At 63.6% G+C, this 21,344-nt stretch carries 24 protein-coding genes; 8 read left to right on the forward strand and 16 right to left on the reverse strand.

What is annotated here, in order from left to right; genetic code table 11:
* Positions 1 to 6: 6 nt before the first annotated feature.
* Positions 7 to 1,347 carry a type I glutamate--ammonia ligase gene (gene glnA, locus H535_RS0111235; protein ID WP_026819625.1) on the reverse strand — a complete coding sequence of 447 codons (1,341 nt, stop codon included), beginning with the start codon at positions 1,345 to 1,347 and terminating at the stop codon, positions 7 to 9.
* Between the two features lie 158 nt (positions 1,348 to 1,505).
* On the opposite strand from glnA, the gene panB reads away from it, so the two are divergent.
* Complete coding sequence (gene panB / locus H535_RS0111240) at positions 1,506 to 2,360, forward strand: 3-methyl-2-oxobutanoate hydroxymethyltransferase (RefSeq protein ID WP_035769291.1); 855 nt, start codon at positions 1,506 to 1,508, stop codon at positions 2,358 to 2,360.
* 44 nt (positions 2,361 to 2,404) lie between these two features.
* Here the strand turns inward: panB and H535_RS24925 are convergent, their stop codons facing one another.
* Complete coding sequence (locus tag H535_RS24925) at positions 2,405 to 2,686, reverse strand: cupin domain-containing protein (RefSeq protein ID WP_051299063.1); 282 nt, start codon at positions 2,684 to 2,686, stop codon at positions 2,405 to 2,407.
* 123 nt (positions 2,687 to 2,809) lie between these two features.
* Here H535_RS24925 and H535_RS27780 point away from each other — a divergent pair, with 123 nt between their 5' ends.
* The 3 genes from H535_RS27780 to H535_RS24940 all read left to right on the forward strand — a co-directional run bounded on the left by H535_RS27780 (position 2,810) and on the right by H535_RS24940 (position 4,266).
* Positions 2,810 to 3,172, forward strand: coding sequence for a PAS domain S-box protein (locus tag H535_RS27780; RefSeq protein WP_162144880.1), 363 nt, complete (start codon positions 2,810 to 2,812; stop codon positions 3,170 to 3,172).
* Positions 3,173 to 3,613: 441 nt separating this feature from the next.
* Positions 3,614 to 3,940: a type II toxin-antitoxin system RelE/ParE family toxin gene (locus tag H535_RS28405; protein ID WP_081416613.1), complete on the forward strand. Its 327-nt coding sequence runs from the start codon at positions 3,614 to 3,616 to the stop codon at positions 3,938 to 3,940.
* Between the two features lie 5 nt (positions 3,941 to 3,945).
* Positions 3,946 to 4,266 carry a helix-turn-helix domain-containing protein gene (locus tag H535_RS24940; RefSeq protein ID WP_051299067.1) on the forward strand — a complete coding sequence of 107 codons (321 nt, stop codon included), beginning with the start codon at positions 3,946 to 3,948 and terminating at the stop codon, positions 4,264 to 4,266.
* 109 nt (positions 4,267 to 4,375) lie between these two features.
* Here H535_RS24940 and H535_RS0111265 read toward each other — a convergent pair whose 3' ends face one another.
* On the reverse strand, positions 4,376 to 4,870 hold the full coding sequence (locus H535_RS0111265; protein WP_026819627.1) for a GNAT family N-acetyltransferase: 495 nt from the start codon (positions 4,868 to 4,870) through the stop codon (positions 4,376 to 4,378).
* A 399-nt stretch (positions 4,871 to 5,269) separates the two neighbouring features.
* Between H535_RS0111265 and H535_RS24945 the strand changes: the two genes are divergently transcribed.
* A complete protein-coding gene (locus H535_RS24945; protein ID WP_035769295.1) occupies positions 5,270 to 5,482 on the forward strand; it encodes a hypothetical protein in 213 nt (70 codons plus the stop codon).
* Positions 5,483 to 5,522: 40 nt separating this feature from the next.
* A complete protein-coding gene (locus tag H535_RS0111280) occupies positions 5,523 to 6,059 on the forward strand; it encodes a GNAT family N-acetyltransferase (RefSeq protein WP_026819629.1) in 537 nt (178 codons plus the stop codon).
* A gap of 123 nt (positions 6,060 to 6,182) precedes the next feature.
* Here H535_RS0111280 and H535_RS29005 read toward each other — a convergent pair whose 3' ends face one another.
* On the reverse strand, positions 6,183 to 6,347 hold the full coding sequence (locus tag H535_RS29005) for an SPOR domain-containing protein (RefSeq protein ID WP_155838662.1): 165 nt from the start codon (positions 6,345 to 6,347) through the stop codon (positions 6,183 to 6,185).
* Between the two features lie 71 nt (positions 6,348 to 6,418).
* Here H535_RS29005 and map point away from each other — a divergent pair, with 71 nt between their 5' ends.
* Both map and ppgK read left to right on the forward strand, forming a co-directional pair.
* Positions 6,419 to 7,297: a type I methionyl aminopeptidase gene (map, locus tag H535_RS0111290; protein WP_026819630.1), complete on the forward strand. Its 879-nt coding sequence runs from the start codon at positions 6,419 to 6,421 to the stop codon at positions 7,295 to 7,297.
* 84 nt (positions 7,298 to 7,381) lie between these two features.
* Positions 7,382 to 8,197, forward strand: coding sequence for a polyphosphate--glucose phosphotransferase (gene ppgK, locus H535_RS0111295; RefSeq protein ID WP_026819631.1), 816 nt, complete (start codon positions 7,382 to 7,384; stop codon positions 8,195 to 8,197).
* 48 nt (positions 8,198 to 8,245) lie between these two features.
* On the opposite strand, the gene nrdR is transcribed toward ppgK, so the two are convergent.
* The 12 genes from nrdR to ftsZ all read right to left on the reverse strand — a co-directional run bounded on the left by nrdR (position 8,246) and on the right by ftsZ (position 21,043).
* Entirely contained in the window at positions 8,246 to 8,776 is a 531-nt protein-coding gene (gene nrdR / locus H535_RS0111300; RefSeq protein WP_026819632.1) for a transcriptional regulator NrdR, read from the reverse strand.
* Positions 8,777 to 8,989: 213 nt separating this feature from the next.
* Complete coding sequence (gene hisD / locus H535_RS0111305) at positions 8,990 to 10,378, reverse strand: histidinol dehydrogenase (protein ID WP_026819633.1); 1,389 nt, start codon at positions 10,376 to 10,378, stop codon at positions 8,990 to 8,992.
* A 26-nt stretch (positions 10,379 to 10,404) separates the two neighbouring features.
* Positions 10,405 to 10,941, reverse strand: a complete 537-nt coding sequence (locus H535_RS29930; RefSeq protein WP_051299069.1) for a hypothetical protein — start codon at positions 10,939 to 10,941, stop codon at positions 10,405 to 10,407.
* 3 nt (positions 10,942 to 10,944) lie between these two features.
* Positions 10,945 to 14,481, reverse strand: coding sequence for a DNA polymerase III subunit alpha (dnaE, locus tag H535_RS0111315; protein ID WP_425387270.1), 3,537 nt, complete (start codon positions 14,479 to 14,481; stop codon positions 10,945 to 10,947).
* 98 nt (positions 14,482 to 14,579) lie between these two features.
* The gene (locus H535_RS0111320) at positions 14,580 to 15,503 is read right to left on the reverse strand and encodes an RluA family pseudouridine synthase (protein WP_026819635.1); all 924 of its coding nucleotides are present in this window, start codon (positions 15,501 to 15,503) and stop codon (positions 14,580 to 14,582) included.
* The gene (gene lspA / locus H535_RS24955; protein ID WP_081416615.1) at positions 15,503 to 16,156 is read right to left on the reverse strand and encodes a signal peptidase II; all 654 of its coding nucleotides are present in this window, start codon (positions 16,154 to 16,156) and stop codon (positions 15,503 to 15,505) included. The genes H535_RS0111320 and lspA overlap by 1 nt, the downstream gene beginning before the upstream one ends.
* An 87-nt stretch (positions 16,157 to 16,243) precedes the next feature.
* Positions 16,244 to 17,023: a DivIVA domain-containing protein gene (locus tag H535_RS0111330; RefSeq protein ID WP_026819636.1), complete on the reverse strand. Its 780-nt coding sequence runs from the start codon at positions 17,021 to 17,023 to the stop codon at positions 16,244 to 16,246.
* Between the two features lie 140 nt (positions 17,024 to 17,163).
* Positions 17,164 to 17,451, reverse strand: coding sequence for a YggT family protein (locus tag H535_RS0111335; protein ID WP_026819637.1), 288 nt, complete (start codon positions 17,449 to 17,451; stop codon positions 17,164 to 17,166).
* A gap of 67 nt (positions 17,452 to 17,518) precedes the next feature.
* Complete coding sequence (locus H535_RS0111340; RefSeq protein ID WP_026819638.1) at positions 17,519 to 18,043, reverse strand: cell division protein SepF; 525 nt, start codon at positions 18,041 to 18,043, stop codon at positions 17,519 to 17,521.
* A gap of 73 nt (positions 18,044 to 18,116) precedes the next feature.
* Positions 18,117 to 18,890: a YggS family pyridoxal phosphate-dependent enzyme gene (locus tag H535_RS0111345; RefSeq protein ID WP_026819639.1), complete on the reverse strand. Its 774-nt coding sequence runs from the start codon at positions 18,888 to 18,890 to the stop codon at positions 18,117 to 18,119.
* Entirely contained in the window at positions 18,874 to 19,662 is a 789-nt protein-coding gene (locus tag H535_RS29935; RefSeq protein ID WP_026819640.1) for a purine nucleoside phosphorylase YfiH/LACC1 family protein, read from the reverse strand. The genes H535_RS0111345 and H535_RS29935 overlap by 17 nt, the downstream gene beginning before the upstream one ends.
* Before the next feature lie 19 nt (positions 19,663 to 19,681).
* Positions 19,682 to 21,043 carry a cell division protein FtsZ gene (ftsZ, locus tag H535_RS0111355; protein ID WP_026819641.1) on the reverse strand — a complete coding sequence of 454 codons (1,362 nt, stop codon included), beginning with the start codon at positions 21,041 to 21,043 and terminating at the stop codon, positions 19,682 to 19,684.
* Between the last annotated feature and the right edge of the window lie 301 nt (positions 21,044 to 21,344).

Consider the following 21,344-nt stretch of genomic DNA (forward strand, 5'->3'; position numbering starts at 1 on the left):
CGGCGTTTACAGCACGCCCAGATTGCGCTTGAGCTCGTGCGGGGTGACCTCGAGCCGGTAATCGTGCCACTCGTCCCGTTTATTGCGCAGGAAGTGCTCGAACACCTGCTCGCCGAGGATTTCGGCCATCAGCTCGGATTCCTCCAGTATCCTGATGGCGTCGTGCAGGCTGGAGGGCAGCGGGTCATGGCCCATGGCTCGCCGTTCCGCCGTCGACAACGACCACACGTCCTCTTCGACGGCGTCGGGAAGTTCGTAGCCTTCCTCAATTCCCTTCAACCCGGCGCCGAGCAGCACCGCATAGGCGAGATACGGGTTGGCCGCCGAATCGATCCCCCGGTACTCCACCCGGGCGGACTGGCCCTTGCCCGGTTTGTACAGCGGCACCCGCACCAGCGCCGAGCGGTTGTTGTGTCCCCAGGACAGGTAGCTGGGTGCTTCGCCGCCACCCCAGAGCCGCTTGTAGGAGTTGACGAACTGGTTGGTGACCGCCGTGAACTCCGGGGCGTGCTTGAGCCAGCCCGCGATGAACTGGCGCGCCGTCTTGGACAGCTGGAATTCCGTGCCCGCCTCGAAGAAAGCGTTGGTATCACCTTCGAAGAGTGAGAAGTGGGTATGCATCCCGGAGCCGGGGTGGTGGGAGAACGGCTTTGGCATAAAGGTGGCGTAGCTGTCCTGGGTCAATGCCACTTCCTTGACCACGGTGCGGAAGGTCATCACGTTGTCCGCAGTCTGCAGCGCGTCGGCGTAACGCAGGTCGATTTCGTTCTGGCCGGGCCCGGCTTCGTGGTGGCTGAACTCCACGGAGATGCCGACAGCTTCGAGCATGCTCACCGCCGTGCGGCGGAAGTCCTGGGCCACCCCTCCGGGAACATGGTCGAAATACCCCGCCTCGTCCACCGGCTCCGGGAACCCGTCGGCCCCGAGCTTGTCCGACTTGAGCAGGTAGAACTCGATCTCCGGGTGGGTGTAGCAGGTGAACCCCATATCGGCGGCCTTGGCCAGGGTCCGTTTGAGCACGTTGCGCGTATCCGCGGCGGCAGGCATGCCGTCCGGGGTGAGGATGTCGCAGAACATCCGTGACGTTTCCTCCGTCTCACCGCGCCACGGCAGGATCTGGAAGGTCGACGGGTCGGGCTGGACCAGCATGTCCGACTCGAATACTCGCGACAGCCCCTCGATGGAGGACCCATCGAATCCCAGGCCCTCGCTGAACGCGCCCTCCACCTCGGCGGGCGCGAGCGCCACGGACTTGAGTGAACCGACGACGTCGGTAAACCACAACCGCACAAAACGCACGTCACGCTCTTCGATGGTCCTGAGGACAAACTCTTGCTGACGGTTCACTGCTACCTCATTTCGTTCGACGGCGGCATCGCCTCTGTGCTCACTCTACTTTCCTTCGGGCCGGCGGGTGACGGTACCGGTCTCATGGATGACGTCGCCGCCCGGGACTTCCGCCCTCCCCGCTGTGCTCGTCGTGGTCGTCCAGTAGGCTCTTGGGTATGACTTCCGGTGAACAACCCGCGCCCTATGGTTCCGGCACCACCTCGACTGGCCGGCGGCCCGGACGGATCCGCACCCACCATCTGCAGCAGCTCAAGGACGACGGCGGCAGGTTCGCCATGCTGACCGCCTATGAGCAGTATTCGGCCTCGATCTTCGACGACGCCGGAGTGGAAGTGCTGCTCGTCGGTGATTCGGCCGCCAACAATGTCTACGGTCATAACACCACCATCCCGATCACACTCGATGAGATGATCCCGCTGTGCAAGGCCGTCTCATCGTCCGCGAAGCGCGCATTCGTGGTGGCCGACCTGCCCTTCGGCAGTTACGAGGTCTCGGCCGGCCAGGCAGTCGCGTCTTCGGTCCGGCTGATGAAAGAAGGGCTGGTCAGCGCCGTCAAGATGGAAGGCGGCCGGCGCTACGCCCCGTACGTACAGGCCATGGTCGACGCCGGCATCCCGGTGATGGCCCACATCGGCTTCACCCCGCAAAGCGAACACGCGCTGGGCGGTTACCGGGTCCAGGGCAAGGACACCGCAGGACAGGCGGTGATCGACGACGCCGTCGCACTGGCCGAGGCCGGCGCCTTCTGCGTGCTGATGGAGATGGTCCCCGCCGAGGTTGCCGCCGCCGTCGACCGTGCGGTGCCGGTTCCCACGGTGGGCATCGGCGCGGGTAACGCCACCACCGGCCAGGTGCTGGTGTGGCAGGACATGATGGGCCTGGGGACCGGCAAAAGCCCGCGGTTCGTCAAACAGTACGCCAACCTGCATGCGGTGATGAGCGACGCTGCCGCTGCCTACGCACAGGATGTGCGCGACGGCAGTTTCCCCGGACCGGAACACTCTTTCTGAACCTGTGTGTCCCCGTCAGTTGGGAATTCGCATGCGAAGGCGGCTCAGTCCAGGAATTCGATGTGGTGCTTCCGTGCGAGTTCGCCGGGTTCCATTCCGCCGTCCAAGTCGTCGAAGAAGTCTTCCAGTCCACCAAGAGTCGCCAGGATCAGTTTCTGTCCCCCGTCAGGGCCTGCGGCGTACTTGTGGGGAATTCCCTTCGGTAGATGGACGAGATCGCCTTCGAAAGCGTCGAACACCTGGTCTCCGCACGTGACCGTGTAGCTTCCGTAAAGTACGTAGAACGATTCATCCATCAGCGCGTGGCGATGGGTGTGGTCCGCCATAGCTCCAAGCTTTACACACCGAACTCACCGATTGCCAGGCTCGTTGTTGGTTCGGTTGCCGATCCGTTTGTGAATAAGGTCAGGTTGCTTTCGTTTGAGCGGGGTACGTGCTTGGATGACAAGGTGACCACACATGCTGTAATCATCGTCGATACGGATGGTTTCATCACTTCCTGGAACGATGGCGCGGTCCAATTGTTCGGCCATCAGGCTTCCTCCGCTATCGGAGCGCGTGTAGACATCATCATTCCCGAGAATCTGCGCGATGCCCACTGGGTCGGCTTTCATCGAGCCATGGCCAATCCGGAAATCAAGGACATGGCGGCTGACTTGCCGGTGCTGTGTTCAGACGGCCGGATCCGTGAGTTCGCAGGAAGACTGCTGGCATTGAGCGACGGCATGCAAACAGCCATCGGAGCGATAGCCATCTACCGAGCGGATGGATCCACCGGCGTCCGCCCGTTCTCCACCGGGGACAGCACCTGAAGCTCAATTGCGGCCCATTTACATTTCAGTGATCGACAAGGATATGTCTGCATCTGCCATGGCTGGATGTATCGCGCCATTGTTGCTCCCGATATTCCAAGATGTATTCGGTAGTCATGATGATCTTCCCGTCTCCCCGGAGCTTCCGAGGTCAACGTCATTGTTGACTGCTGTGGGGTGGAAGTGCGCGACGACGGCGGATCTGATTTCGACAGAAAATCGACGGTGCCAAATCTTCAATGTCGGCGATCCGCCCCGAACGCGCTTCAAAGGACAGTCACCGCAGCGAGTCGCCGAGAAAGATTGGCTGTCGGCAGCCGGGTACTCAAAAACGGAGCAGACACGCTGATATTAGGGGCTACTCTCTGAACAGCACATTTCAGTTGAGGACGCATGGATAACTGAGACGGCGCCTGATACCATTCGTGGTATATTTATTGTATGTGGGCAGTTGTCTATCTACCTGATGCCGAGCGCGAGCGGGACAAACTGCCAGCCGGTGAACGTAACGCTCTCTACAACGCGGTGGCCAAGCTCCAGTCGATAGGACCCACGTTGGGCTATCCACATACCAGTGCCGTGAAGGGAGCCTTTCGGCTGCGGGAGCTTCGTCCCAGGGCGGGGCGGAGCCCGTGGCGTGGTTTGTATCGGCAGTTTGGGGACACGTTGGTTATCGCTGCTGTCTCGCCGGAGGCACAGCAGGACCCGAAGGGCTTCAAGCGGGCTTGCAATGCCGCTATGAAGCGGCTGGGCGAGTTGGAGGAGTGAGGAAGATGGTGAAGTTGTCAGAATTGACCGCGGCGGATGTGCTCCATGAGCGGGACCTGGGCGATCCGGCTTATCGGGCCGAGCACGAGCGGACCCGGTTCGCTAACGACGTCGCGATCCGTATCCTGCGCTATCGGAATGAGCACGGTTTGACCCAGACCGCTTTCGGCAAATTGGTGGGCCTGCGCCAGCCCCACGTGGCGCGGCTGGAGTCCGGCGAGCACGAGCCATCGCTGGCTACTCTGGCACGGCTGTCGGCAGCCCTTAATGTGGATTTCACGGTCAACATTCATCGTGGCGGGATACATCTACGCGAAGGTGCCTGACCCGGAGACGGCCATCGCTGTGACTGCTATTCACCACCGGGGTCCGTCCATTATCCGCGTGGCCTGGAGCAGCAGCTGAGGAATAACCGGTTGTCGAGCGGTTATCGGGTCACCAGAAGGACAACTGCATGGTGACTGCGCCACCTTCCTCGAGGCCGACCGGCCGAAAGCCGGCCTGCTCGTACAGTCGTCGAGCGTAATTGTCGGTTTCCACGCTGAGGCTGATTCCCGGCAGACCGGCGCTACGGCTCGCGTCGATGAGGCCCTTGAGCAGGCGGCGACCGACACCCTGCCCGCGCGCGGATGGCACTACGCCCATCGAGAGTTCAGGCACGGCGGCGTCGACGAACCCGTATCCCGGGTCGGCTTCCGGGAAGAATCGAAGCCATGCTGCTCCGACTGGCACATCGGTCTCGTACTCAGCGATCAGGCCGCGGTCGCCGGGACGCGGCCATCCTGCCACGTAATGCGCCAACTCCGGGCGGCGCAGGACCTCGTCGACGCTCTCACGTGGCTCGCTCGGACGCCAGAAGGCGGCTTCAGCAAGCATCGCAGCCAGGAAGTCCAAGTCTGCAGCTTCCGCGGCACGAACTTTCAATGTCATCCCGACAGGATGCCACGTCAGCGCCCCTTGAGCAGTCATCGGCATACCGAAACGGGATCGGTAATTGACACCAGTTGGCTACGCAGCTCGTTACGGATCACCAGGGTCATCGTTGACAAATTGTTGCAGGTGCTCGAGGCTGTCACTGCATCCATCGGCAAAGAAGTCATACGCTTCGTGCCGCAGCTCCTGTCGAAGGGGTCCGAAGGAATGGGGCAGATTTATGCTTGTCTCGTTGCCGGCAGGCATCAGCCCGATTTCGACGCGGTCCATCGGTGCGAATCGTCCGTTGATGTGGCGCTGGATTGCCAATCGATAAGGCGGCTCGTATCCAACGACTCGGCTGAGCTGAGGGGCGGCCCCTTCGTCAACGACAGTTGCCGCCCCTACGCTGGAGTTATGTCTGACAAGAAGGAGCCACCGGAGAACCGGATGCTCGGGCTCGGTTTGGGCCTCGGGGGCGCATTTGGAATCGTGCTCGGCATGCTGCTTGACAACATCGCCCTGGGCGTCGCGATTGGCCCGTCGCTCGGCCTCGCCCTCGCCATCGGGGCCGACCAGCTACGGAAGCGCACCGCCGAAGACCCAGCCGACGAGAATAACAGCAGCTGACCGCAGCGGGCCTGTGAGTGGTCGGGCATAATGGGGTCGTATGACTATCGAACTTCGTAGCTGGTCGCCCGGTGATGCGTCCGCACTGCACGATGCTTATGCGTCGAGTCCCGACTTGGTGAATCAGTTTGGGACGGCAATCCTGGCTACCGTGGAACTCGCCGAAGAGTTCATCAGCAAGCAGCTGCCATTCACCGATACGAGCCGAAACTGGGCGATCACCACCGGCGGTGTAGCCGTGGGCAACGTTGGACTTTCAGCAATCGAGTGGCGGCATGAAACCGCTTGGGCCTATTACTGGCTTTCTGCCTCGGCCCGTGGGCGCGGCTACGCCGCCTATGCCCTGGCCGCGGTGTCCGATTGGGCGTTTGCTCGCGGCCTGTTCAGGCTCGAACTTGGACACCGCGTCAATAACCCTGCCTCATGCGGAGTGGCACGCCGTGCCGGCTTCATGCCTGAGGGGATCGAACGGCAAAAACTGCGCTATGGCGATGAACGGTTCGACGTCGAAACCCATGCACGATTGCGCACCGATCCATTCCCTTCCCTCACAGACACATCACTGATTCGGAGTTGACACGCTGTGTTCGACGTAGGGCATTGATCCATGACCATCGCTGAGACCGAGGAAATTTGCCCAGACAGCTTGGGGCAGCACGCGCACGCTGGCGACACGCGGAAAATTGCTTGGAATCCTACGTCAGAAATCGTCCTGCGAATCCCAGGCTTCGTTGCGCTGCTGCACCTTCTGCATGGCCTGTTCGGCCTCGGCCCGCGTCTGGTACGGCCCGATCAGCTGAGTCCAGTCCGACTGGGCACCTTCTTCGACCTTGCCGGTGACGACGTTGTACCAAAAGTCACCCATACATACTCCTCTCCGTTCGCCGAGGGAGGGATTTTCCACCCGTGCCTAATCTGGCTTATATGATCGATGGTATGCCCCAACATGTTTCAACCGCACCTATTGGCACGCTGACCCAGGGAACCGTCTCCCCCATCCGCCCGGTCCCGCAAAGCATCGACCGGCCGGAGTATGTCGGGAAGGACGCGCCGTCGAAATTCACCGGCTCCGAGGTGAAGAGCGCCGAGACCCTTGAGAGGATCCGCGAAGCCTCGAAAATCGCGGCTCAGGCACTGGTGGAGGTCGGCAAGCACATCCAGCCCGGCGTGACCACCGATGATCTGGACCGGGTCGGCCATGAATTCCTCCTCGACCACCAGGCCTACCCCTCCACGCTCGGCTACCGGAACTTCCCCAAGTCACTGTGTTCGTCGGTCAATGAGGTCATCTGCCACGGCATCCCGGACAGCACTGTCATCGCCGACGGCGACATCGTCAATATCGATATCACCGCGTACAAGAACGGTGTGCACGGCGATACGAACTACACCTTCCTGGCAGGCGATGTGGACGAGGAGTCCGGGCTGCTGGTCGAGCGCACCCAGGAAGCGCTGAACCGGGCTATCCGGGTGGTCGCTCCGGGCCGGCAGATCAACGTCATCGGCCGTGCTATCGAGTCCTACGCCAAGCGCTTCAATTACGGGGTCGTGCGGGATTTCACCGGACACGGCGTCGGCGAAGCCTTCCACACCGGCCTGATCATCCCCCATTATGACGCCGCACCGGCCTATGACAGGCCCATCGAACCCGGAATGACGTTTACTATAGAACCTATGCTCACCCTCGGCACCGTCGAATGGGACATGTGGGATGACGACTGGACAGTCGTGACCCGGGACCGTAAGCGCACTGCCCAGTTTGAGCACACCCTGCTGGTCACCGAGACCGGTGCGGAGATTCTGACCCTGCCCTGAGGCGCATGGCGCACCGTCCGACGGCGGTGGAGGCCGACGACGGTGGAAACGCCGCGCGCCCACGAGACCACCTTCGGAGTATCCATGACTCAGCACCAGCCCGCCGCTACCACCGCCGATGGCGCCGCACCGACCACGGTCATCGGCGTCGACATTGGCGGCACCGGGATCAAGGGCGGCATTGTCGATATGGCCACCGGCAAGGTAATCGGCAAACGGTACCGGCTGGACACGCCCCGCCCCTCGACTCCGAAGCAGGTGGCGCTGTGCGTGAAGGACATTGTCGACGAGCTGTCGACCCGGGAGCTGGCTCCGGCCCCGGGATCCCCGGTGGGGGTGACATTCCCGGCGATCATCTCCCACGGCATCGCCCGCTCCGCGGCCAACGTGGACAAGAGCTGGATCGATACCGACGTCGACACCCTCTTCACTGACATTCTGGGGCGGGAAGTCGAAGTCATGAACGACGCCGACGCCGCCGGTCTGGCTGAGGCCAGGTTCGGCGCCGGGGCCGGAGTGGACGGTGTGGTGCTGATGATTACCCTCGGTACCGGCATCGGCTCGGCATTCATCATGGACAGCGTGCTGGTCCCCAATGCCGAACTGGGTCACTTGGAATTGGACGGGTACGACGCCGAAACACGCGCCTCTGCCTCGGCGCGCGAACGGGAGGGTCTCAGCTGGGATGAGTATGGAGAACGGCTGCAGCGCTACTTCAGCCATATCCAGTTCCTCTTCTCCCCCGAACTGTTCATCATCGGAGGCGGAATTTCCAAGCGGAGCGAGGACTTCCTCCCGCTGCTGGACCTGCGCACACCGGTGCTGCCCGCGAAATTGAAGAACAACGCCGGAATCGTCGGGGCAGCGCTCCATTCGGCGGAACGCTTCAAGCATATTTAGAGAGCCGGTGGTGGCCTGCGGCTTCCCCTCCGCGGCCACCACCGGAGATTACAGCAGCGTCCCCTGGCCGTCAGTGGCCGGCTGTTTCTTCCGGCTCTGGCGGGCAGGCCGGTCACCGGTTGCTTCGACTGCCTCCGATTCGTGGCGCAGCAGCTGGATGGCTGCCTCGAAATCCTCCAGCGAGTCGAACGCCTGGTAGACGCTGGCGAAGCGCAAATACGCCACCAGGTCGAGCTTCCGCAGCGGGCCCAGTATCGCCAGCCCGACTTCATGGGCCTCAATCTCGGCCGCCCCGCTGGCCCGGATGGCTTCCTCGACTTCCTGCGCCAGCACCGCCAGGTCATCTTCGGTGACCGGTCGGCCTTGACACGCCTTGCGGACGCCGGTGATGACCTTGGTCCTGCTGAACGGCTCCCCCACCCCGGACCGCTTGACGACCGTCAGGCTGGTGGTCTCGATGGTGGTGAAGCGGCGTGAGCATTCCGGGCACTGCCGCCGCCTGCGGATGGCTGAACCGTCGTCCGCTGTCCGGCTGTCCACGACACGTGAGTCGGCATGGCGGCAGAAGGGACAGTACATAGTGCCCTCCCTGCTCTGCCGTGAGTCGCCCGATGATGCGCCTGATGGACCCGTTGACCGGCGCATACACATCATAGAACTATATGTGGTGTTTTTACAAGGTTTTTTACTATATCTAGTGGTGACACCCGATAGTGGGCGGCGGCTGCTCCATTCGGGATCCGTCCTCGCCGATGCGCGGACTGCTCCTAATGCCGTGCGGGCGCCGGGTGCTTATTCGAACCGGGCGTCGACGGCTTCGCCATGTGCGGGCAGGTCTTCGCTGGCCGACAAGTGGCGGATGTGGCCGCTGACCTCCTGCAGCGCACCACGATCATAGTCCACCAGCTGCACGGCCTTGAGGAACGTGTGCACATTCAGTCCGGACGCGAAAGCGGCCGTTCCCCCGGTGGGAAGCACGTGGTTGGAGCCGGCGCAGTAGTCGCCCAGGCTGACCGGTGCATAGTCGCCGATGAAGATAGCGCCGGCATTGCGGATCCGCCCGGCCACTGCCGCCGCTTCGCGGGTGTGGATTTCCAGGTGTTCGGCCGCGTAGGCGTCGCAGACTGCGATCCCCTGCTCTATGTCATCGACAAGCACGACGCCGGACTGGCTGCCGCTCAGTGCTGTGTGCACCCGTTCGGTGTGTTTGGTGGCAGCGGCGCGTTCGGCAACGGCGCTCTGGACTGATTCGGCCAATTGAACCGAGTCGGTGACCAGCACCGAAGCAGCAGCCGGATCATGTTCGGCCTGGCTGATCAGATCGGCCGCCACCAGGGACGATCGCGCCGTCTCATCGGCCAGGATGGCAATCTCGGTGGTTCCGGCCTCGGCGTCGATACCGATAACACCCTTCACCAGTCGCTTTGCGGTGGCCACGAAGACATTGCCCGGCCCGGTGACGATATCCACCGGTTCGATAGTTTCCGCCGCAGAAGCCCCACCGGAACCGTCCACGCCCTCGCCGGCGCCGTCGACGCCGTAGGCGAAGGCGGCCACTGCCTGGGCGCCGCCGATGGCGTAGACCTCCTCGATCCCCAGCAGCGCGGCGGCGGCGAGGATAACCGGGTGGGGCAATCCTCCGTTATCGGACTGCGGCGGGGAGGCCAGGGCCACGGATTCGACCCCGGCGGCCATGGCCGGCACGGTATTCATCACCACCGACGAGGGGTAGGCAGCCAGCCCGCCCGGCACGTACAGGCCGACCCGGCGCACCGGTATCCATTTCTGCCTCACGACTGCCCCGGGTGCGACCTCAACGAGCGTTTCATCCGGGACCTGGGCGGCGGCGAAGGCCTTCGCCCGGTCGATGGATTCGGCCAGCGCGGCGGCCACGTCAGGGTCCAGTGCCTGCAGGGCCGCGTCGAGCTCCGCCTGCGGCACCCGGGGATGTTGCTGCTGCACGCCGTCGAACCTGGCGGCCAGTTCGGTCAGGGCGGTAACACCGCGGGCGCGGACGTCGTCAATAATGCCTGCAACGGCCGTGGCGACGTTGCTGCCGGCGCTTTCGGCCCGGGGGACCAGCTGCCGCAACCGGGCATAGGAAAGGCTCCTGCCACGAAGATCGAGAGTCTGCAGCAGCGGGCTTGGGGAAGCAGTGTCCGAAGGTGTCACGGCACTTATTCTACGTGCCGGTGCAGTGCGCCCGGTTATGCCGCCCGCGCGGTGCGCAACATGCTGATCATGGTCACGCCGAACACGGTCAGCGCGGCGGCAGCCGGCCACAGCAGCAGAATCCCATAGGACGCCAGCGAAAAGCCGTGCGCCACGGATCCCGCGGACGCCGATGCCGCCGCTTGCGCGGTCGACCCGGCCAGTGACGCCGTCCATTCGCCGCCCAGCCAGGCAATCAGCGAACCGAGCGCCGAACCCGCAACCGCCGTCGTCGTCCGTGCCGCTGCAGCGATGGCGAAACGCTGCCGGGCCGCCATCAGCCCGACGACCAGGCCGCACAGGATCCCGATCAGCCCCAGCGCCAGGTCCCGGGGCAACCATGCTCCGGTGGAACCGCCGCCATAGAACGCTCCGCCCGGTGCAGCCATCCACCACACCAGCCCCGCGGGGATTCCAGCCGCCGCGGTCAGCGTAAACCATACCCACAGGGGCGTCTGGGGCGCGCGGACGAGCTCCTCCGGCGGAGCAGCCGCGTACACCTCGGGCGGATACTGCGTCTCGATGGCACCCACCTGCTATCCGGCTTCCAGGCAGGCCGGCCCGAGTAGCACCTTCAGGTCGCCAAACAATTCCGGCGTCGGGCTCACCCGCAGCTGAACGCCCAGCCTGAGCAGCTCGACCTTCCGCGAACCGGTCAGCTTCAGCTGCACCTCGGTACTGCCGGGGTGGTTGCGCAGCACGTCCGACAACTCGGTGACGACCGCCTCGGTGGCCTTGTGGTTGACCATCGAGATCATCACCGGGCCGGAATGCCCGTCGCTGAGGTCCGGGACCGTCAATTCCTGCGCATTCAGGCTCACTGCTCCGTCGTCCCGGCGCTGCACGCGGCCTCGCACCGTAACGATCAGGTCCTCGGCGAGGATGGTGGAAATCGGCCCGTACACCTTGCCGAAGAACATCACCTCCATAGAGGCGCCCAGGTCCTCGATTTCGGCACGCGCGTAGGCGTTGCCACTGTTTTTGGCGATCCGGCGGGACAGCGAGGTGATCATCCCGGCGATGGTGACAACGGCTCCATCAGGCGGTCCTTCTTCACCGATGAGGCTGCTGATGCTGCTGTCGGCGTGCTGGGTGAGCACCGGTTCCAGTCCGCTGAGCGGATGGTCGGAGACGTAAAGCCCGAGCATCTCGCGTTCGAATCCGAGCAGGTCCTGCTTTTCCCATTCGGGCAGGTCCGGAATGGAGATGGCGAATCCTGCGTCCGGGTCCTCCTCGCCCATCAGCGAGAAGAAGTCGAACTGGTTCTCCGCCTCCTTGCGCTTGACGGCCACCACGGAGTCGACAGCCTCTTCGTGGACCATGGCCAGCGCGCGCCGGGGGTGTTTCAAGGAGTCGAAGGCGCCTGCCTTGATCATCGACTCGATGGTGCGCTTATTGCAGACGACGGCGGGCACCTTCTGCAGGAAGTCGTTGAACGAGGTGAAGGCCTTCTTTTCCTTCCTGGAATCGACCATCGCGGACACGGCGTTGCCCCCGACATTGCGCACGGCGCCCATGCCAAAGCGCACGTCCCGCCCGACCGGGGTGAAGTTCAGTTCCGATTCGTTGACGTCAGGCGGCAGCACGGTGATGCCCATCCGCCGGCACTCGTTCAGGTACAGGGCCATCTTGTCCTTGTCGTCGCCGACCGAGGTCAGCAGCGCCGCCATGTACTCCGCCGGATAATGCGCCTTCAGGTATGCGGTCCAGAAGGACACCAGCCCGTACGCGGCCGAGTGCGCCTTGTTGAAGGCGTAGTCGGAAAACGGCAGCAGGATGTCCCACAGCGCCTGAATCGCCGCCTCGGAGTAGCCGCTGTCCACCATGCCCTGGTGAAACCCGACGTACTGCTTGTCCAGCTCGGCCTTCTTCTTCTTGCCCATGGCACGCCGGAGAATGTCGGCCTGGCCCAGCGAGAATCCCGCCACCTTCTGGGCAATGGCCATCACCTGCTCCTGGTACACGATCAACCCGTGGGTGGTGTCCAGGATATCGGCCAGCGGTTCGGCCAATTCCGGATGAATTGGTTCGATCTGCTGCTGACCGGTCTTGCGCAATGCATAGTTGGTGTGTGAATTCGCCCCCATCGGACCGGGCCGGTAAAGCGCGATGACGGCGGAGATGTCTTCGAAGTTGTCCGGCCGCATCATCTTCAGCAGCTGCCGCATCGGACCGCCGTCGAGCTGGAACACGCCCAGGGTGTCGCCCCGGGCCAGCAGCTCGTAGGACGCCGGGTCATCGACGTCGAGGCCCTCGAGGTCCAGGTCTAAGTCCTGGTTGATCTTAATGTTCTCGATGGCATCGGAAATGATCGTCAGGTTCCGCAGCCCCAGAAAATCCATCTTGATCAGCCCGAGGCCCTCGCAGGTGGGGTAATCGAACTGGGTGATGACCTGGCCGTCCTGTTCACGGCGCATGATCGGGATAATGTCGATCAGCGGGTCGGAGGACATGATGACGCCGGCCGCGTGCACGCCCCACTGGCGTTTCAACCCTTCCAGCCCGAGGGCGGTGTCGAAGACCTGCTGTGCGTCCTGGTCGGTCTTGACGATCTCCCGCAGTTCCTCCGCTTCGGAGTACCGCGGGGACTCGGTGTCGTGGACCTCCGGCAATGTAATGCCCTTGCCCATCACGTCCGGCGGCATCGCCTTGGTCAGTCGCTCGCCCATGGAGAACGGGTATCCCATCACGCGGGAGGAGTCCTTCAGCGCCTGCTTGGCCTTGATGGTGCCGTAGGTGACGATCATCGCCACCCGCTCGTCGCCGTACTTTTCGGTGACGTAATTGATCACTTCGCCCCGGCGGCGGTCGTCAAAGTCGACGTCGAAGTCCGGCATGGACACGCGGTCCGGGTTGAGGAAGCGCTCGAAGATCAGTCCGTGCTTGAGCGGATTGAGTTCGGTGATGCGCATTGCGTAGGCCACCACGGAGCCGGCCCCGGAACCACGCCCCGGGCCCACCCGGATGCCGCGGTCCTTGGCCCAGTTGATGAAGTCGGCGACCACCAGGAAGTATCCCGGGAAACCCATTTGGGTGATGATGCCGATCTCGTACTCGGCCTGGGCACGGATATCGTCCGGAATACCGCCGGGGAACCGGTACTGGAGCCCCTTTTCGACTTCCTTGATGAACCAGGTCTGCTCGGTTTCGCCCTCGGGCACCGGGAAGCGGGGCATGTAGTTCGCCTCGGTGTCGAATTCGACCTCGCACCGTTCGGCGATCAGCAGGGTGTTGTCGCAGGCTTCAGGATGATCGCGGAACACGTCGCGCATTTCGGCCGGGGACTTGAGGTAGAACTCGTCCGTGTCGAACTTGAAGCGCTTGGGATCCTGCATCGTCGCACCGGACTGCACGCACAGCAGCGCCGAGTGCGCCTTGGAATCTTCGGCGTTGGTGTAGTGCAGGTCGTTAGTGGCCACCAGCGGCAGGTTCAGGTCCTTGGCCAGCTTCAGCAGGTCGGCATGGACATTGCGCTCGATGTCCAGGCCGTGGTCCATCAGCTCGCAGTAGTAGTTCTCGGCGCCGAAGATATCCCGGAACTCGGATGCGGCAGCGACCGCCTCCTTGTACTGGCCAAGCCGCAACCGGGTCTGCACCTCGCCGGAGGGACAGCCCGTGGTGGCGATCATGCCTTTGCCGTAGGTGTTCAGCAGTTCCCGGTCCATACGAGGCTTGTGGAAGAACCCTTCGAGCGAAGCCCGCGACGACATCCGGAAGAGATTGTGCATCCCCTCGGTGCTGGAGGCCAGCAGCGTCATGTGGGTATAGGCACCGTTACCGGAGACGTCGCCGCGGCCCCCGTCACCGAACTGCACACGGGTGCGGTCCTGCCGGGCCGTGCCGGGGGTGACATAGGCTTCGACGCCGATAATCGGCTTGATCCCGGCCGATTTGGCTTTGGACCAGAAGTCGAAGGCGCCGAATACGTAGCCGTGGTCGGTGGTTGCCACCGAGTCCATTCCCAGCTTGTCTGCCTGCTCGAACAGGTCCGTCAAACGGGCGGCACCGTCCAGCATGGAATATTCGGTGTGGTTGTGCAGATGAACGAACGAGTCTTTTTTCCCAGGTGCCACGGATTCCATTGTAGAGGTGTCAGGACACGGTTCCAGCCAGCCCTCCGGCGGGTCGACGGATTTGGCCCGAGCAGCCTCGACTGCACCCTGTTACGGCGCTACCGGCCTTCCTGAACCGCCTGCAGCGCGTACTGAAGATCCTGCGGGTAATTGCTGGTGTATTCGACCACGTCGGTGGTGCCCGGCCGGGTGAACCCCAGGGAAGTTGCGTGCAGCCACTGCCGGGTGAGCCCAAGGGACGCGGCCAGCTTCGGATCGGCACCATAGGTCAGGTCTCCGGCACAGGGGTGCTTAAGTGCCGAGAAGTGGACCCTGATTTGATGAGTCCGGCCGGTTTCCAGCTGCACTTCGACCAAGGTCGCCTTGCCGAATGCCTCAATCACTTCATAATGCGTGACAGACGGCCTGCCGTCCTCGGTCACCGCGAAGCGCCAGTCGTATCCGGGGTGCCGGCCAATCGGCGCCTCGATAGTACCGCTCAGCGGGTCCGGCAGCCCCTGGACCAGGGCGTGATAGACCTTCGAGACGGTGCGTTCCTTGAAGGCGCGTTTCAGTTCGCTGTAACCGGCCTCAGTTTTCGCCACCACCATGACTCCGGAGGTGCCGACGTCGAGCCGATGCACTATCCCGGCCCGCTCGCGGGCACCGGAGGTGGAAATCCGGAACCCGGCTGCGGCCAGCCCGCCGACGACGGTGGGGCCCACCCAGCCCGGCGACGGGTGTGCGGCAACTCCCACCGGCTTATCGACGACGACGTAGTCTGCTTCGTCGGCGATGATGTCCATATCGTCAATCGGCTGGGCGACAATTTCCAGTGGATCGGCCCGCTCGCGTATCTCGATGTCCAGCCATTGGCCCTCCTGCAGCCGCTCGGACTTGCCCAGCACAGATCCTCGTGAAGCAATATGCCCCTCGGCACACATGGCCGCGGCCGCTGAGCGGGAGATACCCAGCAGGGCAGCGATCCCTGCATCGGCCCGTTGGCCGTCGTGTTCGGCGCTCACCTGCACGGATCGCTGCATCAGGCTCCTTTCCCCCGTCCGGATGTCTCCGGCCCGCCATCACGCCGGTCGGCGTCACGGGGGCTGTCATCGGCGGGTGCACCGTCGATACCAATACCCTTGAAGGTCAGGATGCAGACAAGGATAACCGCTCCGACCACGGCCGAGTCCGCGATGTTGAAGATAGCGAAGTTCGGGAACGCGATAAAGTCCACCACATGCCCCATCCCGAAGGAGGGCGGGCGGAACAGCCGGTCGGTGAGGTTCCCCAACGCCCCGCCTGCCAGCAGGCCGAACGCGATCGACCACCAGATTGATCCCAGCCGCCGACTGAGCCAGAAGACGATCAGCGGCACGATGGCCTGGATGATAGTGAAGATCCAGGTCACGTCCTCCCCGATGGAAAACGCGGCCCCGGAGTTCCGAATGAAATGCCAGCTCAATACGGGAGGGAGCACCTCGGTCACCTGTCCCACCGTCATGGTGTTGACCACCCACATTTTCGTGAACAGGTCGAACAGGTAGGCGAACAGCCCGCAGCCGGCCATGATCAGCAAATAGGTCCGCTTGCGCGCCGGGCGCCGGGGGTGCTCAACCTGCCCGCCCGGCCGTCCGTCCGGGCCGGCGTTTCCGTCGCCGGCCTCGGCAGAGGGGCCGCTGTGATTATCGGTCATGATGCTTTCATTAGTGTTAAGCACAAGGGCCGGTGGCCGAGCAAGCGCTCAACCACCGGCCGCGCTGTGCCGGCTCAGTTATCCTGCCTAGGCCTCGGAAGCGTCAGTTGAATCAGCTGACGCCACGGATCCGCGGGCGTCCAGATCGCGCAGCTGACCTTCGATGTAGGCCTTCAGGCGTGAGCGGTAGTCGCGTTCGAACCCGCGCAGCTGCTCCACCTTGCGTTCCAGTACCGCGCGCTGCTGCTCCAGATCCCCCAGGGTCTTCCGGCTCTTCTCCTGAGCGTCGTTGACCAGTCCGTGGGCCTCGACCTGGGCTTCGGAGATGATTTTGTCCCGCTGCTCCACACCGGCGTTGACGTACTCATCGTGCAGCCGCTGTGCCATGGCGAGCACCCCGGCCGCCGACTCCGATGTCGGCTGGGCCGTATCGTCGGTGGCGCCTTTGGCCGTTGTTTCCGCTGGTTCCTCTGTTTCCTTTACGGACGTTTCAGTGTCAGGCTCGGTTGCGGCCGTCGCAGTGTCCGTGTCGTCAGACTCGGCTGCCCCGGTGGCGGGCACAGGGCCCGGCACGGTCTCAGTCGACGACGTCTCCCCGGTGGCCGACGTGGCCTCGCTGGTCGCCGTGGCCGAAGTGGTTGCAGGCTGAGCCTCGGTGGCCGATTCCGTTTCGGCGGCCTCGGGGCTCGAAGACTCGGACCCGGTGTCGGACAGCTGCTTGCGCAGCTCCTCGTTCTCCTGATTCAGACGCCGCAGTTCCACGACGATTTCGTCAAGGAAATCGTCCACCTCGTCCTGGTCGTAGCCCTCGCGGAACTTGGTGGGCTGGAACCGCTTATTGACTACATCTTCTGGCGTTAGCGCCATCTGGTCACCTCATACTGGTTTTTCTGCAACGGGCTGCCGGGCCTTCGTCGCTATAGTAGATCATTAATCGACGGAACTTCATTCACTCTATCGCTGAAAAGAGTATATCTTCCGCGCCCCGGGGGTGCGCTCACCGTCATTCATACCAAGGAACGGACAACGGACATCGCGATGAATACCGCGAGCACCAGCACCAGGAATGCCAGATCAAGGGAGATATTGCCCAGCCTCAGCGGAGGCATCACTCTGCGCAATTTGCGCAGCGGCGGGTCTGTCACGGAGTAGACGCCGGAGGCCAGCACCAATGCGGCGCCGCGCGGCTTCCACTCCCGGGCGAAGACCTGGACCCAGTCGAATATCAACCGGATCAGCAACGCCAGGAGGAACACCAGCAGCACCAAGTACAGCAGGGAGAAAACGAGACTCACGCGTCAGCCACATTCCTTATAAAAACGGTTGAAAGAACGTTCCCATCCTACGGTACCGCCGGGCGTCTTAGTTCTGATTAAAGAATCCGGACTGTCCGTCGCCGGACGTCTTCTCGTCACCGAGCACCTCGATGTATGACGGGGAGAGAAGGAACACCTTATTCGTGACGCGTTCAATGCTTCCGTGCAGCCCGAACACCAGGCCGGCAGAGAAATCAACCAGCCGCTTGGCGTCCGCCTCGCCCATGTCGGTGACGTTCATGATCACCGGGATGCCATCGCGGAAGCTTTCCCCGATCAACTTGGCGTCGTTATAGGAGCGCGGGTGAATGGTAGTGATCTTACGCAGCCCTGAAGCATCGTCCTTGGACGACGGGGCACGCTTGATCGGGGTCACAGGAGCCCGGTACCCGTCGTCGGCCGTCCGGTACGCCTCGGCCGGAGCCGACGCCTGGCTGCGGTGTTCGTCCCGCTCATAGTCCACTGAATAGTCCTCATTCTTGCGTCCCGAGTGGCGTTGCTCAGGCTCGTAGTGCTCGTCACCATCGGCGAGCCCAAGATAGATCATTGTCTTGCGCAAAGCGCCAGCCATGGTTAGCTCCTATCGTGCCTCTTTTTACGGCCTGGTTCCTATTGGCGCCCCATTTGTTGCCCCAGCTGCGACGCTACCGCAGATCCGGACGCTGACCGAGGACGTCGGAACCGACACGCAGGTGTGTCGCGCCGTGATTCAGCGCCGGTTCCAGATCAGAACTCATGCCCGCCGATATAGCTCGGGCAGCCGGGTAGCGTGCCCGCAAACCGGCTGAAATTCCGGCCAGCGTCTCGAAGGCCTCGTCGGGGTCCCCGCCCAGCGGCGCAACCGCCATCACTCCGGCCAGGTCCAGATGTTCGGCGCCATCGATCCGGGCCGCCAACTGGTGCAGGTGGACGGGGTCGACGCCACCACGGCCAGCCGGGTGCCCGCCCTGCCGGGCTTCGTCGTCATCGACGCCCGCCGGATCCAGATTGACCTGGATGAAGCACTGCAAATTATCCCTCGGGGCGGCCCCGTCGCCGGCACGCCGTTGTTGTTCGACAGTCATAGCCTTGTCCAGGGCCTTAACCAGCGATCCCCGGTCAATGGAGTGCACGGCTGCGGCATACCGCACCACAGATTTGGCCTTGTTGCTTTGCAACTGACCAACGTAATGCCACCGGAGCCCCTGGCAGCGTGGATCGTCCGCTGCCTGTGCCGCTTTCGACGACGCCTCCTGGTCCCGGTTCTCACCCACATCACGCACGCCGAGCTCTGCCAGGGCGGCGACGTCCGAGGCCGGGAAGAATTTGGTCACAACGATCAGCGTGGGCGAATCGTCCCTGCCGGCGGTGTCGAGTGCCGCCGTGACCCGCTGCCGAACTGCCTGCAGATTTCCGCTCAGCTCAGTCTGTCTGTCCACGCCACACCAATCCGGCGAACCGGCCCGTCCGTTGATTGCGCCGATGGGAGAACAACCGGTCCTGCTCCATCGTGCACCCCGGCACGCGCTCCGTTTGAACGCCGAGCGCCTGCAGCTGCGCCTCGGCCCCGGCGCCCAGGTCAAGACCCGTGGTGCCCTGACGTGTTGTCGAGGCACTGCCCGGCACGGCTGCGGCCACCTCGGCAGCCAGCCCCGGCGGCACTTCGTAGCAACTGCCACACACGGATGGGCCGATCCACGCCCGCACCTGTCCCTGGTGCACGGCTGCTTCCACCGCGCCCATGCAAGCTTTGAGCTCACGCACTGTCGCGGGAAGTATGCCGGCTGCCAGCCCTTGGCGCCCGGCATGGGCGACGGCGGTGGCCGCCACCGTCCCGGTGCCCGGCGCAAAGCCGGCGAGCACCACCGGGAGGCAGTCAGCGACCATCACCGCCATCGGGTGCTGCCCCGTTGGGGAGACCATGGCGTCCATGCTCCCGGGCCCCGAGCCGGAACCAGGCCCGGGGACAGCGTCCGGGCCGGGCGGATCCACAGGGACAAGTTGATCCGCCCGCGCCACGCGTGCAGAGTGCACCTGATTCATGAACCGCAGTCCGGCCGGATCGACGCCCATAGCGACCGCCAGCTGCGCCCGGCCTTGGCGTACCGCCACCGGGTCGCCGTCGCCGGCATGCAGCGACAGGTTGCCCGCATCCACATCAGTGAACGCTGCTTCGACACCTGCTGCAATCTGCTGCCGCCACCAGAACACGTCGTCCGACCGCCGCTGCTTATTTCAGGAAGTCGGGGACATCCAGGTCGTCCCGGCGCGACTGCCCGTTGCCCGTATTCTCCGGCTCCACGACGGCAGGCATGTCAACATCGAATCCCCCATCGGCCGGGACCTGGCCGCCCTGCTGACCGCCCTGTCCCTGCTGGTAGACCGGCTGCTGGCCCTGCTGGTAGGCCGGCTGCTGACCCGGCTGCTGGTTTCCCTGCTGATACGTCGGCTGCTGGTTTCCCTGCTGGTACGCCGGCTGCTGACCCTGCTGGTAGGCCGGCTGCTGACTCGGCTGCTGGCCCTGCTGGTACGCCGGCTGCTGCCCCGACTGCTGACTGCCGTTGCCGGCCCAGGAGCCGGCACCCACGGAGGCGGGAATCGCTTCCTCCTGCCGCTGTTCCGGAATGGCCGGCGCAGAGGTGGCATCCACCTGGTCGAATCCGGCAGCAATCACCGTGACGCGCGCCTCGTCGCCGAGCGCGTCGTCGATGACAGCACCGAAGATGATGTTGGCCTCCGGGTGTGCGACCTCCTGGACCAGGCGTGCGGCCTCGTTGATCTCGAACAGACCCAGGTCGGAGCCTCCCTGGATCGAGAGCAGCACGCCGTGGGCACCGTCGATGGATGCTTCCAGCAGCGGCGAGGCAATGGCCAGCTCGGCCGCCTTGACCGCCCGGTCGTCTCCCCTGGCGGACCCGATGCCCATCAGTGCGGACCCTGCGCCCTGCATCACGGACTTCACGTCCGCGAAGTCCAGGTTGATCAGGCCCGGGGTCGTGATCAGGTCGGTGATGCCTTGCACGCCGGAGAGCAGTACTTGGTCTGCGGATCGGAAGGCGTCAAGCATCGACACATTCCTGTCGCTGATGGACAGCAACCGGTCGTTCGGAATAACGATCAATGTGTCGACTTCGTCGCGCAGCGAATCGATACCGGTCTCAGCCTGGGTTGAGCGGCGCCTGCCTTCGAAGGTGAACGGCCGGGTCACCACGCCAATGGTGAGCGCGCCCAGCGACCGGGCGATGCGCGCGACGACAGGTGCGCCGCCGGTGCCGGTTCCGCCTCCTTCACCCGCGGTGACAAAGACCATGTCCGCCCCGCGAAGCACTTCTTCAATTTCATCCTGGTGGTCGTCGGCCGCCTTGCGTCCCACTTCCGGGTCTGCCCCGGCGCCCAGTCCACGGGTGAGTTCACGCCCGACGTCGAGCTTGACGTCGGCGTCGCTCATCAGCAGGGCCTGCGCATCGGTATTAATGGCGATGAACTCCACGCCCCGGAGTCCTACTTCAATCATCCGGTTGACGGCGTTCACGCCACCGCCGCCGATGCCGACGACCTTTATGACGGCTAAGTAATTCTGCGGTGCTGCCACGTCCTGTGTCCCTTGTTCGAATCTCTGCACTGACTGTTCTTGCTCATACCGGAATGCTCTTCCCGGTTGGAAGCTCCTGATTTCAACCTTAACCCTCTAGTTGAGGGTTAGAGTTATGTCAAGTAATTCCTTAACCGAGACGCTATGGCCGATTGGATGCTCTTGCAACGACCGGGGCCAGCGTGTCGGCCGCAAACTTGCTACAGGGAAGAATTGGCGAAAATTCGGAAGAATCCGCCCTGGATGCAGCAGCCCGCAGCCGGCGGCCCTCACGTCCGGCTTTCCTTGCGTCGGGCTCTCC

It is taken from the genome of Arthrobacter castelli DSM 16402, from assembly GCF_000430705.1.
Taxonomy (GTDB): Bacteria; Actinomycetota; Actinomycetes; order Actinomycetales; family Micrococcaceae; genus Arthrobacter_C; species Arthrobacter_C castelli.